The organism is Streptosporangium amethystogenes subsp. fukuiense, assembly GCF_042665875.1.
GTDB lineage: Bacteria > Actinomycetota > Actinomycetes > Streptosporangiales > Streptosporangiaceae > Streptosporangium > Streptosporangium fukuiense.
The window spans coordinates 8,202,694-8,217,659 of sequence record NZ_JBHTEE010000001.1 but is presented as its reverse complement, the minus strand read 5'-3'; the positions used below and the strand labels follow the sequence as shown (position 1 = coordinate 8,217,659).

General features: G+C 72.3%; 15 protein-coding genes. 13 read left to right on the top strand and 2 right to left on the bottom strand.

Annotation, left to right across the window (positions count from 1 at the left end):
- Positions 1-33 precede the first annotated feature (33 nt).
- The 6 genes from ACFQVD_RS36615 to ACFQVD_RS36590 are packed head-to-tail and all read left to right on the top strand — an operon-like array spanning position 34 to position 5,259.
- Positions 34-894: a branched-chain amino acid ABC transporter permease gene (locus tag ACFQVD_RS36615; protein ID WP_343965731.1), complete on the top strand. Its 861-nt coding sequence runs from the start codon at positions 34-36 to the stop codon at positions 892-894.
- 46 nt (positions 895-940) lie between these two features.
- Positions 941-1,960, top strand: a complete 1,020-nt coding sequence (locus ACFQVD_RS36610) for a branched-chain amino acid ABC transporter permease (protein WP_343965728.1) — start codon at positions 941-943, stop codon at positions 1,958-1,960.
- 2 nt (positions 1,961-1,962) lie between these two features.
- Entirely contained in the window at positions 1,963-2,787 is an 825-nt protein-coding gene (locus ACFQVD_RS36605; protein WP_343965725.1) for an ABC transporter ATP-binding protein, read from the top strand.
- Positions 2,771-3,475, top strand: a complete 705-nt coding sequence (locus ACFQVD_RS36600) for an ABC transporter ATP-binding protein (RefSeq protein ID WP_343965723.1) — start codon at positions 2,771-2,773, stop codon at positions 3,473-3,475. Before ACFQVD_RS36605 ends, ACFQVD_RS36600 begins: the two co-directional genes overlap by 17 nt.
- Positions 3,476-3,487: 12 nt before the next feature.
- Positions 3,488-4,063: a hypothetical protein gene (locus tag ACFQVD_RS36595; RefSeq protein ID WP_343965721.1), complete on the top strand. Its 576-nt coding sequence runs from the start codon at positions 3,488-3,490 to the stop codon at positions 4,061-4,063.
- Between the two features lie 50 nt (positions 4,064-4,113).
- Positions 4,114-5,259, top strand: a complete 1,146-nt coding sequence (locus ACFQVD_RS36590; protein WP_343965719.1) for an MFS transporter — start codon at positions 4,114-4,116, stop codon at positions 5,257-5,259.
- A gap of 399 nt (positions 5,260-5,658) precedes the next feature.
- Here the strand turns inward: ACFQVD_RS36590 and ACFQVD_RS36585 are convergent, their stop codons facing one another.
- A complete protein-coding gene (locus tag ACFQVD_RS36585; RefSeq protein WP_343965717.1) occupies positions 5,659-6,684 on the bottom strand; it encodes an amidohydrolase family protein in 1,026 nt (341 codons plus the stop codon).
- Positions 6,685-7,081: 397 nt separating this feature from the next.
- On the opposite strand from ACFQVD_RS36585, the gene ACFQVD_RS36580 reads away from it, so the two are divergent.
- From ACFQVD_RS36580 to ACFQVD_RS36565, 4 genes are all read left to right on the top strand, one after another.
- Positions 7,082-7,849: an SDR family NAD(P)-dependent oxidoreductase gene (locus ACFQVD_RS36580; RefSeq protein ID WP_343965715.1), complete on the top strand. Its 768-nt coding sequence runs from the start codon at positions 7,082-7,084 to the stop codon at positions 7,847-7,849.
- Positions 7,849-8,610: an SDR family NAD(P)-dependent oxidoreductase gene (locus ACFQVD_RS36575; RefSeq protein ID WP_343965713.1), complete on the top strand. Its 762-nt coding sequence runs from the start codon at positions 7,849-7,851 to the stop codon at positions 8,608-8,610. The genes ACFQVD_RS36580 and ACFQVD_RS36575 overlap by 1 nt, the downstream gene beginning before the upstream one ends.
- A gap of 16 nt (positions 8,611-8,626) precedes the next feature.
- Positions 8,627-9,091 (top strand): VOC family protein, encoded by a 465-nt coding sequence (locus ACFQVD_RS36570; RefSeq protein ID WP_343965711.1) that lies wholly within the window; start codon positions 8,627-8,629, stop codon positions 9,089-9,091.
- A 283-nt stretch (positions 9,092-9,374) separates the two neighbouring features.
- The gene (locus ACFQVD_RS36565; protein WP_343965709.1) at positions 9,375-10,853 is read left to right on the top strand and encodes an FAD-dependent oxidoreductase; all 1,479 of its coding nucleotides are present in this window, start codon (positions 9,375-9,377) and stop codon (positions 10,851-10,853) included.
- A gap of 4 nt (positions 10,854-10,857) precedes the next feature.
- Here the strand turns inward: ACFQVD_RS36565 and ACFQVD_RS36560 are convergent, their stop codons facing one another.
- Entirely contained in the window at positions 10,858-11,562 is a 705-nt protein-coding gene (locus ACFQVD_RS36560; protein ID WP_343965707.1) for a ThuA domain-containing protein, read from the bottom strand.
- A 147-nt stretch (positions 11,563-11,709) separates the two neighbouring features.
- Between ACFQVD_RS36560 and ACFQVD_RS36555 the strand changes: the two genes are divergently transcribed.
- Genes ACFQVD_RS36555 through ACFQVD_RS36545 form a run of 3 tightly spaced genes read left to right on the top strand, consistent with a single transcriptional unit; the run spans position 11,710 to position 14,910 of the window.
- Positions 11,710-12,933, top strand: coding sequence for an NAD(P)/FAD-dependent oxidoreductase (locus tag ACFQVD_RS36555; RefSeq protein ID WP_343965705.1), 1,224 nt, complete (start codon positions 11,710-11,712; stop codon positions 12,931-12,933).
- The gene (locus tag ACFQVD_RS36550; RefSeq protein WP_343965703.1) at positions 12,918-13,664 is read left to right on the top strand and encodes an SDR family oxidoreductase; all 747 of its coding nucleotides are present in this window, start codon (positions 12,918-12,920) and stop codon (positions 13,662-13,664) included. Before ACFQVD_RS36555 ends, ACFQVD_RS36550 begins: the two co-directional genes overlap by 16 nt.
- Before the next feature lie 28 nt (positions 13,665-13,692).
- Positions 13,693-14,910, top strand: coding sequence for a cytochrome P450 (locus ACFQVD_RS36545; protein ID WP_343965700.1), 1,218 nt, complete (start codon positions 13,693-13,695; stop codon positions 14,908-14,910).
- The last annotated feature ends 56 nt before the right edge of the window (positions 14,911-14,966 follow it).

Sequence of the window (14,966 nt, the reverse complement as noted above, 5' to 3'; positions counted from 1 at the left end):
AGGCGAGAACGTACCGGACCGAAGCGGAGAGACATGTTGCAGACAGTGCTCAGCGGACTGGAGTCCGGGAGCTGGTTCGCGCTGCTGGGCCTGGCCATCGTGGTGGTGATGAAGGCGGCCGACGTCCCGAACTTCGCGATGGCGGAGATCGGGCTGGTGGCCACGTACGTGGGTACGGCGCTGAACGCCCTCGGCGGCTCGTTCTGGCCGGCCGTGGTGGTCACCCTCCTCGTCGGCACCCTGCTCGCGATCGTCATCGACCTGGCGCTGATGCGCAAGCTGGCGAAGTACGGCCACTTCCCGCTGCTCCTCATGACCATCGGCCTGTCCCTGGCGTTGAACGCCCTCATCGGGCTGATCTGGGGTCATGAGCCCCGCAGCTTCACGGCACCCTGGTCCGGCAAGTACGTCGAGATCGCCGGTCTCGTCGTCAGCTGGGCGCAGGTGGTCACCATCGTGGTCGGCGCCCTCGGAGCGATCGGCATCACCGCCTTCTTCCGCTCCCCGACGGGTGCCCAGATGCGGGCCGTGGCCGAGAACCGGGCGACCGCACGGCTGGTCGGGGTCAACGCCGGCCGTCTGTCCGCGATCGCCTGGGGTATGGGCGGCCTGATCGCGACCATGGCCGTCATGCTGCAGGCGCAGTCGACGCTGGTCTCGACCCACTCGGCGGCGTCGCTCATCCTCTACGGGTTCGTCGCGGCCACCATGGGCGGATTCGTCTCGCTGTTCGGCACCTTCGTCGGCGGCCTCGCGCTGGGCATCATCCAGCAACTGGTAGGCACCTACATCTCGACGTCGGCGCAGTTCGCCGTCGCGTTGCTGGCCGTGTTCCTGGTGCTCATGCTCCGCCCCGACGGGTTCACCAAGGGTCTGAGGTTGCGGGATGTCTGAGACGGGACAGGTCACAGCGACGACCACGTACACAAAGGATCCGAGCATGGGCATCGCCGGTGTCGAGGCGGCCGCCGGGCCGCAGGAGCACAAGGTCCGGTACACCAAGGCCGCGGTGGCGGTGGCGGCGCTGCTGCTGCTGTTCGCGGCACCCTTCGTCGTCAACAGCTACCTCCTCTTCGTACTGAACCTCACCCTCGTCTACGCGGTGGCCACCCTCGGCTTCAACCTGCTGGTGGGCTGGTCGGGCCAGATCGGCCTGGCGCATGCCGCGCTGTTCGCGATCGGCGCGTACGGCAGCGCGATCGCCATGGCGCAGGGGGTGCCGTTCCTCGTCACGATTCCGCTCGTCGGGCTCCTGGCAGGCGGCCTGGCCGTGCTCATCGGGTTCCCGGCCATCCGGCTCACCGGCTTCTTCCTGGCCATCGCCACACTGGCGCTGGGCATGGCGATCGTGGAGCTGTTCAAGAGCGCACGCTCGCTGACCGGCGGCGGAGGCGGTCTGAGCGTCCAGGTGTTCACGCTGCCGGGCATCACCGGCAGCGCCTCGACGTACTTCGTCACCCTCGCCGTCGCCGCGATCGGCTTCTTCCTGGTCCGCAGGTCGTTGATGGGGCGCTTCGGGCGTACCCTGCAGGCCGTCCGGCACCTGGGGCAGCTGTCCGGATCGCTCGGCGTCTCGGCACTGCGTTACCGGCTGATCGCCTTCGGCCTGTCCGGGTTCATCGCCGCCGTCGCGGGGTCGTTGTACGGCCAGTTGCAGACGTTCATCTTCCCCGCCATGTTCGAGATGAATCTCCTGGTGCCGATGCTCGTCATGGTGTTCGTCGGCGGAGCGGGCTCGCACTGGGGTCCGCTCATCGGCGCGGCGTTCGCGGTGGTGCTGATCGAGCTCTTCCAGGACCTGGGAGACCTGCAGGCCATCGCCTACGGGGCGGTCCTCATGATCGCCATCGCCGTCCTGCCCGGCGGCCTGGTCTCCCTGTTCGCCACATTCAGGGACTCACGGTCGATCGGGCGGTTTTTCGCACGAGGGACCGCGTCAGACCGGTCGGAGGTGAGTTGACGATGTCGATCGACACTTCAACGGGCTCGGCGATGCCGAACTCCGTTGCCGGTGAGGCGGTCGCCGAACTGGACGGGATCAGGATGTCGTTCGGGGGCAACGTCGTCCTCGACGATGTCAGGCTGCCGGTGCACCCCGGCTTCACCGGGCTGATCGGCCCCAACGGCGCCGGCAAGACGACCTGCCTCAACGTGATCTCGGGATACCTGCGCCCCGACCAGGGGGACGTGCGGATCGGGGGTCGGAGCGTCGTGGGCAGGTCCGCGCACCAGATCGCGAAGCTCGGCGTGTCCCGCACCTTCCAGACCCCCCGGCTGATCCCCGACCTGTCCGCCGTCGAGAACGTGATGGTGGGCGCCGGGCGTCATTTCCGCGGCGGGCACCTCGCCGAGCTGTTCGGTCTGCCGACCGCGCGGCATGACGAGAGGCGGCTGCGCGGCCTGGCCCGCGAGCTGCTGACGACGTTCGGGCTGGGAGAGCATCCGGAACGCGCGGCGAGCCAGTTCCCGATCGGCAGCCAGAAGATCATCGAGGTCGCGCGGGGCCTGCTGAACGAGCCGCGGCTGCTGCTGCTCGACGAGCCCGCGGCCGGTCTGGGCGCCGAGGACGTCGACCGGCTGGTCACCGGTCTGACCAGCTGGGCGACGGGTCGCGACGCGGCGGTCCTGATCATCGAGCACGACCTGGAACTGATCACCCGGCTCTGTCCGAACGTCGCCGTCCTGCACTTCGGGCGCATCATCCAGTCCGGTGCCCCGCGGGACGTGCTGCGCGACCCCGTCGTTGTCGAGGCCTACCTGGGAGCCGACTTTGCTACTGGAGATTGAGGACGCGCGCACCGGCTACGGGCGGCTGGAGGTCCTGCACGACGTCTCGCTGAAGGTGGCGGAGGGGGAGATCATCACCGTCCTCGGGCCCAACGGCACCGGCAAGACGACGCTGATGCGCCTGCTCTCGGGCGTACTGCCGCTCTGGTCCGGCCAGGTGCGCTTCGACGGTGCCGACCTGGGCAGGACGACGCCGGAGAAGCGCGCCGCGCTCGGCCTGTGCCAGCTGCCCGAAGGCCGGGGGATCTTCCAGACCCTGACCGTGGGCGAGAACCTCCACCTCGGAACGGCGAGCCGCAAGGCGTCCGCCGCGCAGATCCGGAGTGACCGTGACCGCGTCCTGGGCATCTTCCCCGAGCTCGCGGGACGGCTGGCGGCCTCGGCCTCCTCGCTCTCCGGCGGCCAGCAGCAGATGCTCGCCCTGGCCAGGGCGATGATGGGCCGGCCCCGGCTGCTGCTGATCGACGAGCTCTCGTTCGGCCTGGCGCCCAGGATCGTGCACGACCTGTTCGAGGTGGTGCGCGAACTGCGCGACGACGGTGTCACCTTCCTCATCGTCGAGCAGCAGGCGTCCGCGCTGCGGGTCTCCGACCGCACGTACGTCATGCGCAACGGTCGCAACGAGCTCGACCGGGCCTCCGACGAGCTGCTGGCCTCCAACGATCTGGTCGCCTCCTACCTGCGCTGACAAGGAGAGCCCGTGACCGCAGAGTCCCTCCACCTGATCCCGCTCCCCGAACGGTTGCGGTCGCTGGATCCACCGCCCGCCGAGCACGTCCTCGCCCTGGTCGAGGAGGAACACGCGCGGTGGCGGCAGCTGCACGACCGGCTGATCTCCCTCATCGCCGGTCTGCTGGACATAGCGGCCACCGGCCTCCCGCTGAACGACGTCATCGACACGCTCATCGGTGAGGCCACCGTCGGGCTCGACGAGCTGGTCGGCACCCGGATCGAGGCCGGCGAGGTGGCGGCGCTGCTGCGCGCGCACGGCTCGGTCGGCACGGTGGAGACGCGCGGCGACACGACCACGTTCCGCCACGCCTGCGGCAGCGGGCAGCGGTACTGGCGCGACAACCCCGGAACGGCGACGGTCGCCGAGGGCGAGGTGCCGGGAGTCCCCGAAGGGCGCCCGCGATACTGCGCCCGGTGCGTGCGCAGCATCGCGACCCATGGCGGGAGCGCCTGGACGGTGACGCCTCCCCCCGGTCCGGACGTGCCGTGTGTCTGGACGGTCTCGGCGGGTGCCGTCTCCGGCCCGAACGACGAGTCACCCTGACCCGCCCCGAGCGGGCCGCGCTCGCGTCGCGCGGCACCGGGATGTGGCCGGTGATCATCACGTGCGGCCTGGCCATCGGGCTCGGCGCCGGTCCCGGCTTCCTGTTCGGTTTCGTCGGCCCGGCGCTCCAGGACGAGCTGGGGATCAGCCGCGCGGGCCTGGGGCTGCTCATCGGGCTGTTCTTCGGGTTCACCGGCCTGGCGTCGCTCCTCGCGGCTCGCGTCGGGGCGAGGTTCGGCGCCCGCCGCTGCGTGGCCCTGAACATGATCACTGTGGCGGTGGGCGGGACGGCCGCGGCGCTCGGGGGGAGCTATCCGGTCCTGGTGCTCGTGGCCGTGACGGGCGGTGTCGCGTACGCGTTCGGCAACGTGGGCACCAACCTGGCGGTCATGGCGGTCGCCCGCCCCGGCGCGGGTGGCTTCGCCCTGACCCTCAAGACGGCGGGCGTGCCGGTGATCGCGAGCCTGCTGGCCCTGGGCGGCGGGTGGGTCGACACCGTCGGATGGCGTGCGGTGGCATGGAGCCTGGCGGTCGCGGGCTGCCTGGCGGCGGCCGCCGTGCTGGTCATGCTGCCCCGCACCGGCGGATCCTCGGTCACCGCCCGGCCGGAGCCGCCCCTGCGGCCGGGTTTCCGGGCGCTGCCCCTCGCGGCCTTCCTGTTCATCTGCGGCTCCCAGCCGCTGCAGTCCTGGCTGGTCACGTACGTGCACGACGAGGTGGGGCTGCCGCTCACGCAGGCCGGGCCCCTGACGGCCGCCGGAACGGTGCTCGCCCTGGGGGGCATGCTCGGCGCGGCGCGGTGGGCCGACCGGCTGGGAGCCCGGCGGCGAGCGGTGTTCGTCGCGCTGATCTGTCTCTCCACCGCGGCGGGTGTCGTCGCGCTGCTCGCCGGGGCCCGCTGGTGGCCGCCGCTCGTCGCGGCCGGAGCGGTGCTGGGACTGGCGGCGAATCTCGCGGGCTCGGGGCTGACCCACGCGGTCGTCGTCGACCGGGCCCCGGAGTCCGTGGGCCGGGCGTCCGGGGTCACCATGGCCGGCTACTACACGGGCGCGCTCGTCGCGCCGTGGGGCTTCGGCGCCGTGGCCGACGCCACCGACGGCTACGAGGCGTCCTGGGCGATGTGCGTGGTGCTGCTGCTGCTCGCGGCGGTCGCCTACTGGTGGACGCATCGGACACTGCCCGTGCGGTCCGGCTAGGGGCGGGTGCCCGACATCGACATCGGCGCGCCCGCCCGCCCACCTCACCCCAGACGCAGAAGCCTGGCGGCGTTGGTGGAGAGCTTCGGCACATCGACCAACCCGCCCGCCCACCTCACCCCAGACGCAGAAGCCTGGCGGCGTTGGTGGAGAGCTTCGGCACATCGACCAACCCGCCCGCCCACCTCACCCCAGACGCAGAAGCCTGGCGGCGTTGGTGGAGAGCTTCGGCACATCGACCAACCCGCCCGCCCACCTCACCCCAGACGCAGAAGCCTGGCGGCGTTGGTGGAGAGCTTCGGCACATCGACCAACCCGCCCGCCCACCTCACCCCAGACGCAGAAGCCTGGCGGCGTTGGTGGAGAGCTTCGGCACATCGACCAACCCGCCCGCCCACCTCACCCCAGACGCAGAAGCCTGGCGGCGTTGGTGGAGAGCTTCGGCATGAGGCCGCCCACCTCCTCCACCGCCCTGGCTCCTCCGGCGTCCCAACCGGCGAAGTTGGTGCCGAAGACCAGCCTGTCGGTGCCGGCCACCTCGACGAGGAGATCCAGTGAACGCTCGCTGTGCACATGCGTGTCGAGCCAGAGCCGGCGCAGGTACGGCTCGACGCCGTTCTCCCGCAGAAAGTCCGGCACCCAGGCTCGCGGCACCTGCGCCGCCCGGGCGAACCGGCCTGCGACGTACGCCATCGTGCCGCCACCGTGCGAGACGCAGACATCCAGCCGAGGATGCCGATGGAGCACCCCGCCGAAGACGAGCGCGGCCACCGCGAGGGTCTCGTCGGCGGCGAATCCGAACAGCAGGTCGAGGTCGAACCTGCGCATCCGGGGATCGTCGGGGGGACCGCCGGCACCGATGGGGGTCGGGTGGACGAAGACCGGTACGTCCAGGCCCACCGCCGCCTCGTACAGGGCGTCCATCGCCGGATCGTCCAGCCGGCGCCCCGGGTCGGTGCCGATGTAGGCGGCCGACAGCCCCAGCTCCCGTACGGAACGTTCCAGCTCGGCGACCGCGGCTCCGATGTCCTGCATGGGGAGCTGTGCCGCGCCCAGCAGCCGGTCCGGGTGGGTGCGGACGAGCTCGGCCATGGCGTCGTTGTGGGCCCGGCAGTAGCCGGCCGCCGTCCGCGCGTCGAGGTCGTGGAAATAGGTCAGGGGGTTGGGAGAGAGCAACTGCCGGTGGATGCCCGCCGCGTCCATGGCCTCGATCCGGACGCCGACGTCCATGAACGGACTGCCCTCGTACCGGACACCGTGCAGCACGTAGTCGCCGACGCGGTAGAAAGGCCGGCCGTCGGGAGAGGTACCGAGCTCGGGACCGGCGGCGCCCGCGGCTCCCAGGGACATGGGGAGCACCGCGTGGGCGTGAACGTCGATCACGTCCGGGCCCGCCTCACGGGTGACTCTGTGCTGATCGGTCACGATGGCTCCTTTGACGGCCCGCGAGTAAGAAATCGCGGGGCGCGGTGTGGACGAACCTTCTGACGACAGCTTATAGTCGTTGGTGCTATAGCGACGTATTTTCCACGGACGAACCGCACGGAGCGGAAGCCCGTACGAGCCGGCGGGGATCCGCGGACGACGCGTCGTCCAGAACTCGAAGGAGCGCTAGATGAGCTTGGCGGTTGTCACTCGAAGCGCCCGACCCGGCGGCGCTCGCCGCCCCGCAGAGGAGCGCTAGATGAGCTTGGCCGTTGTCACCCGGAGAGCCCAGCCCGGCGGCGCTCGCCGCCCCGCGAAGGAGCGCTAGATGAGCTTGGCCGTTGTCACCCGGAGAGCCCAGCCCGGCGGCGCTCGCCGCCCCGCGAAGGAGCGCTAGATGAGCTTGGCCGTTGTCACGGGGGCCGGGAGCGGCATCGGAGCGGTCATCGCCCGGCACGCCGCCAAGGCGGGTTACCGGGTCGCGCTCTGGGACGTCGACGAGGCGGCGGCGCGGGAGGTCGCGTCCGGCATCGGGGAGTCGGCCCAGGCCGGCAAGGTGGACGTCACGTCCGAACCGTCGGTCGCCGCCGCGTTCGCCGCACTCGACGAGGCGCCCGCGCTGGTGGTGAACAACGCCGGGCGGGTGCGGTTCGGCCCGTTGCGCACCCTGAGCCTGGACGACTGGGATGCCGTGCTCAAGGTCAACCTCACCGGAACGTTCCTGGTCTCCCGGCACGCGGCGGGGCTGATGGAACCGGCGGGAGGGGGCGCGATCGTGAACATCGCCTCGATCAACGGCATCGCCGCCGCGCCCAACGCCGGCGCCTACACCGCCACCAAGGCCGCCGTCATCCGGCTGACCGAGCAGATGTCGCTGGAATGGGGGCCGGCCGGGATCCGGGTGAACACCGTGGCTCCCGGGCTCATCCTCGCCGGCATGTCGGATGCCATCTACGCCGACGAGGAGGTCCGCGAGATGCGCCAGGCGCAGGTGCCGCTCGGCCGGCTCGGTACCGCCGAGCAGGTCGCGGACTGCGTGCTGTTCCTGGGGTCGGCCGGCGCGGCGTACATCACCGGGCAGACGGTCGCCGTCGACGGCGGTCTGACGAAGGCCGCCCTGCGGAACCTGGCCCGCCCGAAGACCGTCGACTCGGTGGGGGCCTGATGAAGGACATCGCGGGCACGTCGATCCTGGTGACCGGAGGGGGTTCCGGGATCGGCGCCGGGGTGGCGCGCACCCTGGTCGAGCGCGGGGCGCGGGTCACCGTCTCCGGCCGGCGCGAACACCGGCTCAAAGAGGTGGCCGGCGAGCTGGGTCCCGCCTGCCTGGCGGTGGCGGGCGACGTCACCGTCGCGGCGGACCGCGAGCGGCTGCTGGCGGCCGCCCTGGAGCACGGCGGCGGCCTCGACACGCTGGTCAACGCCGCGGGCAACATGTACCGCGGAACGCTGGACGAGCTCGACGAGCGGCAGATGCTCGATCTCTACCACTCGAACGTCGTCGGCCCGACGCAGCTGTCGGGGCTCGCCCTGCCGGCCCTGCGCGAGAGCAGGGGGTCGATCGTCTTCTTCGGCTCCGTGCACACCCAGCGGGCCTTTCCCGGGGCCTCGCCCTACGCGGCCACCAAGGGCGCGCTGGAGACCCTCACCGGGGTGCTCGCGTCCGAGCTCGGGCCCCAGGGCGTCCGGGTCAACTGCGTCCGGCCCGGCGCGGTCTTCACCGAGATCAACGAGCGCGCGGGGCTGGGCACCGCCGAGGAGGCCCACGCGCGCCTGCGGGGACTCGCGGGAGCACACGCGCTCGGCCGGATCGGGACCGCCGAGGAGGTGGCCGAGGCGGTCGTCTACCTCGCCTGCGCCGAGTGGGTGACCGGCAGCATCCTCACCGTCGACGGCGGGCTGGCGCTCGGGGTCACGCAGGCCTGAGGAGGAGGGCGTCGGCATGGAGCACTTCCACTACGGCCTCGTCGTGGACGACATCGAGCGCGCCATGGCCGAATATGCTGCCGCCCTGGGCCTGACCTGGGCGGACGTCGCCACCCGCGCGGTACGCGTGGCCGGGGCCGACGGCGGCGAGCCGGTGGACGCGGTTCTGCTCGCCACCTACTCCCGCCAGGGTCCGCCGTACGTCGAGCTGATCCAGGACGTGCGCGGAGGGGTCTGGTCGGGCGCGTCCAGGCTCGATCACATCGGCTACTGGGTGCCCGACCTCGCGGAGGGGCTCGCCGGCCTTGAGGCCTCCGGGTTCACCGCGAGCGTCCAGGCGGTCGACGGCGACGGCCGCCCGACCCGCTTCGGCTACCGGCGCCCGCCCTCGGGTACCGGGCCCTGGATCGAACTCGTCGATCTGGCCGTACGCCCCCAGTTGCTCGCCTGGATCGAGGGCGGCGGCTACGACGTCCGCTGAAGGCCCGGCAGCACCCGCTCCCCCGGCCGGTCGGTCCGCGCCGGCCGGGGGCCGGGTCGGGCTCGGGGACGAGTGCGCGGATCACGACACGGACGTCGGCCGTGCGCCGGCTCGGGCGCCCGCCGGTACAGCGGGCGGCCGCCGCCCGGGTGCCGGCCGGTGGACAGCCCGAGCCCGAACGTCGTACGACCGGCCCGACCCGCGCGCACTCTGGCCAATCCGCTCACCCCTCACCACAATAGACGTTAGTTACACCACTACGGAATTGGCGGAGGTTGTCCGGATGACATCCCAGGCGGCGATCGATCTCGGAACGGGCGACGCGGAGTCGGCCGCGGACGTGGTGGTGCTGGGCACCGGCCCCGCCGGCATGGCCGCGGTGGCCTCGGCGGCGGCCGAGGGGGTCGAGGTGGTGGCCGTCGAGGCCCTGGGGGAGATCGGCGGCAACTGCGTCTGGTCCACGGGGTACCTGGCGTTCGTCGGATCGGCCATGCAGGCGGACCAGGGCATCGAGGACGATGTGGAGACGTTCGTCCGTGACGCCGGACGGATGGTCGAGGCGGCCGCGGAGGAGTACGGCGTGACCTGGGACGAGGACCTTGTCCGCCTCTTCGCCCAGGAGAGCGCCGAGACCTGTCGCATCCTGACCGACCGGGGCGTGCGGTTCAGCCGGTTCATCCCTCGGCCGCGACAGCACTCGATCGACCGGATGGCCGCGGTGGTCGACCCGTGGATGTTCCAGCGGGCCTTCCAGCCCGACTTCGAACTTCCCAACGTGCGGACGTTCTTCCGGACGACGGCCCGGCGGCTGGTGACCGACGGCGAGGGCAGGGTGACCGGCGTGGTGGTGCGGCAGGCCGACGGGCGGACCGTCACGATCACCGCGCGCCGCGGGGTCGTCCTCGCCACCGGCGGCTACCAGGCCAATCCCCTGCTGCGGCAGCGGTTCCAGCCGAGGTTCCTCGCGGAGGGGCCGTACCTGGGCGTCGACACCTGCCGGGGCGACGGGCACCTGATGGGACAGGCGGTCGGCGGAGACCTGATCAACATGACCCATGTGCCGCCGCTGGTGATCGTGTCCTCCTCGCTGGTCGAGGACGCGATCGCGGTCAACAGCGAGGGCGTCAGGTTCGCGGACGAGGCGGGACCGTACGAGGAGCGCGTGGCCCGTCTGCTGGCGCAGCCGGGCCGCCGCGGCTGGTACGTCTTCGACTCCGTCGTCGCCGAGGAGAAGGCCGCGCTCATCGAGCAGATGCCCCAGCCCGCCGTTTCGGCGCCGTCGCTGGAGGCCCTCGCCGGGGAGATCGGCGTCCCCGCCGACGCCCTCGACCGGACGGTGCGGGAGTGGAACGCCTTCCTCGACGGCGGCCGGAGCAGGGATCCGCTGACCGGACGGGTGGTGATGCCTCCGGGGCGCCGGACGGCGAGCACGCCGCCGTTCACCGCGATACCGATGGTGATCGGGGTGAACTTCGTCTCCGGCGGGTTCCGCGTCACCCAGCGGTTGCAGGTGCTGGACGTCTTCGGCATGCCCATCGGCGGCCTGTTCGCGGCGGGCGACTGCCTCGGGGGTCTGAGCGCGACGGCCGACCTGGGCGGCACCCGCATCTCCGGCGGATTCACCCTGGGACGGCTCGCCGGCCGGGCCGCGGCCTCAGGCGTGGACGACACCGCCGGTCGCGGCGGCGTCCAGGGCGCCTTCCTGCCCAGCCGGCTCGGCGCGAGGATCGCGCTGGTACACCTCGGCGCGCACGAGTCCTGACATATCAGGAAAGCGGGTGGCCCGAGGCCCACAGGGCGGAGCGCTGGACGACGCGGCGGTGCTCGGGCACCTGGTAGGAGCGGCCGTCGTGCCCCAGCGCGTCGTAGACCACGCGGCCGGCCCCGACCTCGCGCGCCCAGAGCAGGGGATGGTCGGTGCCGCCGTGTGGCGAGCTCATCAGCCCGCGGACGTCCGGCGTGCTGTCGAGGAAGCCGTACACCTCGTCGACGACGTCGAAGTCGCCGATCCCGTCGACGATCGGATGGCTCCCGGTGGCCACGGTGACGCGCACGGGACCGTCGAGCGGCGGGTGCGAGGACCGGTCCCAGCGCCAGACCCCGCCCAGCAGGTCACGCCAGCCGGGCCAGTCGTCGAAACAGATGCTGGCGCCGTGCATCGCGAGTATCCCGCCACCGTGCCGCACGTGGCCGGCCAGCGCCTCCCGCGCGGGCGGGCTCAGCGAGATCGACCAGTCGGCACGCAGGTGGGCGTAGCGCTCGACCCGCATCGTCCACCTGAGCATGTTGAACACCAGCAGCGCCGGCCGCTCACCGGTCAGGCCACGGCATGCCCCTTCGACGTCCGTGGTCACGGCGGTCTCGAACCCCGCCTCGCCCAGCACCTCGGCCAGGATCGCGGAACTCGTCGGGAAGTCATGCGCCACGCCCCCGGAGAGGATCAGTGCCGATCGCGCTGCGACCTCAGGCATTGGCTTGTCCTTCTTGACGTGAGGAATCTAACGACTACATTCTGACCCAACGGGATCGTAGCTGGAAAGCCTCCCGCCCCACGACCCCGTCCAGACCGGTACCCGGAAGGGAGAGCCCATGTTCCGCCACGTGGTGCGGCACGAACCGTGACGGCGCGCGGCCCGGCGGTCATCGTCGGCGCGAGCCTGGCCGGCGCCACGGCCGCCCTGGCGCTGCGGCGCCACGGCTGGGACGAGCCCATCGTGCTGATCGGCGAGGAGGCGGCGCTCCCCTACGAGCGGCCCCAGCTGTCCAAGGCCTACCTGGCGGGGCAGCGCGAGGCGCGCCACCTGCTGGTCGCGCCGGAGCAGCGGTTCGCGGACAACGACATCGAACTGGTGCTGGGGCACCCGGTGACGGAGCTGCACCCGGCCGAACACCGGATCACGGTCGGCGGACGCGAACGGCCGTACGGTGTCCTGGTGCTGTGCACCGGGGCGGCGGCCAGGCGCCCCGGCTTCCCCGGCGCCACGTTGCCCGGTGTGCACCTGCTGCGGACCCTCGCCGACGCCGACCGGCTGCGGGCCGAGGTCTCGCCGGGAACCCGGGTCGTGGTCGTGGGGACGGGACTGGTCGGTTCGGAGGTCGCCGCCACGCTGAACCGGCTCGGCGCCGACGTCGTCGCGGTCGACCCGTTTCCCACCCCCCTGTACCGGCTGGTGCCGACCGCGGTCGGCGAGATGCTGGCCGGCCTGCACGGCGACCGCGGCGTGCGGCTGCGCCCCGGCCGGACGGTACGCGAGATCGTGGGCGGCCGGCGGGTGGAGGCCGTCGTCCTGGACGACGGCGAGCGGCTGCCCGCCCAGGTGGTGGTGGCCGGCCTCGGCGCCGTGCCCAACGCCGGACTGGCCGTCTCGGCGGGCCTGGAGGTGGGCGCGGGCATCCGCACCGACGAGTTCGGCCGCACCGGTGCCGCCGACGTGTACGCCGCGGGCGACGTGGTGGAGCAGTTCGTCCCGCACCGGGGGCGCCATGAGCGGGTGGAGCACTGGAAGTACGCGATCCAGCAGGCCGGAGCCGTCGCGGCGACCATCGCGGGCACCCCGACCCCGCTGGACGAGTCGCCGTGGTTCTGGACCGACCAGTACGACGTCCACCTGGAGGTCGCGGGATGGCCGGACGCGGGCGCGCCGACGGTCGTGGACGGCGCCGTCGGACGTGCGGGAGAGCCGGGCGAGTTCCTGGCCAGGACCGTGACGGCCGGGCGGGTGCGGGCGGTGACCGGCGTCGGGAGGGGCCGTGAGCTGCGCGCCCTCGGCCGCCGGCTCGCGGGCGGGGTGTTCCACGAGGAGACCGACGAGATGAGGGGATCAGCATGGATCTCGGACTGAGCGGACGGCGGGCGGCGATCGGCGCCTCAAGCGGCGGGCTGGGCTTCGCGGCCGCGGCCGCCCTGGCGGCGGAGGGCGCGCGGGTCACGATCTGCGGCACCGACGCGGACCGGGCCCGCGCCGCGGCCGAGCGCATCGGATCGAACGCCTCGTGGGTGGTGGCCGACCTGTCCGACCCCGAGGGCGGCGAGCGGTTCGTGCGCGAGGCGCAGCGCGTGATGGGCGGCGTCGACATCCTGGTGACGAACGCGCCCGGCCCGCCGCCGGGCGACTTCGCCCATGCCAGGGCCGAGGACTATCCCCGCGCGCTGGACCTCAACCTGATGTCCGTGGTCCGGATGTGCCTCGCCGCGGTGCCCGCCATGCGCGAGAACGGCTGGGGACGGGTCGTCGCGATCACCTCCATCACCGTCCGGCAGCCGATCGCCAACCTGATCCTGTCGACCACGGCGCGGGCCGGAGCCACCGGCTTCCTCAAGACCCTCGCCCGTGAGGTCGCCGCCGACGGGGTGACCGTGAACTCGGTGCAGCCCGGCCTGCACGCCACCGAGCGGGTCGGCGCCGTCTACGGCGGGAACCTGGACGCCGAGATCGCCCAGATCCCGGCGAGGGCGCTCGGCGAGCCGCGAGACTTCGGCGCCGTCGTGGCCTTCCTCTGCTCGGAGCAGGCACGGTACGTCACCGGCACGGCGATCCCGGTGGACGGCGGGGTCCACCAGGGTCTCCAGTAGCAGACACCGACTGACAGCAGGAGCGACAATGACCGGCACGAACATCCTCGACGATTCGACCGTGACCCTGACGAGGTACCAGGAGCTCTGGGACGCCTTCCGGCAGCGCGAGCTGCGCCAGGGCCTGTACACCGCGGGCGGCGTGGTCATGCGGGACACCCTGCTCGATCTGCACGGGTCCGACCACCAGCTCCGCCGCCGCGTCGAGAACCGGCTCTTCCGCCGGGGCACCTTCAGGACCTGGGAGGCCGACCTCGTCCCCGAGATCATCGACGAGGCCTTCACCCCCGTCATCGCGCGGGGGGCCGCCGACCTGGTGCTGCTGGGCACCCGGACCGTGATGAACCTGACCGCCAAGGTCGCCGGCGTCGACCGGGTGACCGGCTCGGTGCGGGAGACCGACGCGCTGCAGGAGTTCGCGACCAAGTTCTCCGAGGGCGCGACGCTGATCCACACCACCCGCGATCCCGACGTGGTGCGGGCGGAGGTGTCCGAGGCGCTCGGCCGGTTCGACGAGATGTTCTTCACGCCGTCGTACGAGCGGCGCACGGCCCTGCTCGCGGACCCGGCGGTCGCCGAGGAGGAGTACCCGAAGGACGTGCTGACGGCCCTGATCCGCAACCGGGAGGAGCTGCGGATCGACCGGGACGTCATGCTGCGCGAGGTCGCCTTCTACCTGCAGGCGGGATCGCACAGCACCGCGAACGCCTTCACCCACTCCGTCGACGAGATCCTGCGCTGGGCGGAGCGGCACCCGGACCGGGCGCACCGCCTCGACGACGACCTGTTCGTCCAGCGCTGCGTGCACGAGGTCCTGCGGCTGCATCCGGCGAGCCCCGAGGCCAGGCGCCAGGCCGTCACCGAGGTGACCCTGCGGGACGGGCGGTCGATCCCCGCCGGGACGTTCGTACGGATGGACATCAAGGCCGCCAACGCCGATCCGGAGGTGTTCGGGGCGGACGCCGCGGCCTTCGACCCCGACCGGACGGTGCCCTCCGGGGTGCAGCCCTGGGGCCACACCTTCGGCGGCGGCATGCACGCCTGCATCGGCATGGAACTGGACGGCGGCACCGTGCCCAAGGAGGGCGAGGCGGAGCATGTCCTCGGCACGGTGCCGCTGATGGTGCGCGAGCTGCTCCGCCACGGCGTGCGGCTCGATCCCGCCAACCCCCCGGTGAAGGAGTCGCACTCCAGCCGGGACCACTTCGGCAGCTACCCGGTCCTGTTCGGGCGGGAGGTGTCGTGACGAGGCGGGTCCGACCGGCGCGGACCGCCCCCGATTCCCGGTCACGAGCGGACGGG

What these genes read in the sequence shown, in the direction of transcription:
- ACFQVD_RS36615 (WP_343965731.1), top strand. Translation starts at nt 34, where the DNA reads ATGTTGCAGACAGTGCTCAGCGGACTGGAGTCCGGGAGCTGGTTCGCG.
- ACFQVD_RS36610 (WP_343965728.1), top strand. Translation starts at nt 941, where the DNA reads ATGGGCATCGCCGGTGTCGAGGCGGCCGCCGGGCCGCAGGAGCACAAG.
- ACFQVD_RS36605 (WP_343965725.1), top strand. Translation starts at nt 1,963, where the DNA reads ATGTCGATCGACACTTCAACGGGCTCGGCGATGCCGAACTCCGTTGCC.
- ACFQVD_RS36580 (WP_343965715.1), top strand. Translation starts at nt 7,082, where the DNA reads ATGAGCTTGGCCGTTGTCACGGGGGCCGGGAGCGGCATCGGAGCGGTC.
- ACFQVD_RS36575 (WP_343965713.1), top strand. Translation starts at nt 7,849, where the DNA reads ATGAAGGACATCGCGGGCACGTCGATCCTGGTGACCGGAGGGGGTTCC.
- ACFQVD_RS36570 (WP_343965711.1), top strand. Translation starts at nt 8,627, where the DNA reads ATGGAGCACTTCCACTACGGCCTCGTCGTGGACGACATCGAGCGCGCC.
- ACFQVD_RS36565 (WP_343965709.1), top strand. Translation starts at nt 9,375, where the DNA reads ATGACATCCCAGGCGGCGATCGATCTCGGAACGGGCGACGCGGAGTCG.
- ACFQVD_RS36560 (WP_343965707.1), bottom strand. Translation starts at nt 11,562, where the DNA reads ATGCCTGAGGTCGCAGCGCGATCGGCACTGATCCTCTCCGGGGGCGTG.
- ACFQVD_RS36550 (WP_343965703.1), top strand. Translation starts at nt 12,918, where the DNA reads ATGGATCTCGGACTGAGCGGACGGCGGGCGGCGATCGGCGCCTCAAGC.
- ACFQVD_RS36545 (WP_343965700.1), top strand. Translation starts at nt 13,693, where the DNA reads ATGACCGGCACGAACATCCTCGACGATTCGACCGTGACCCTGACGAGG.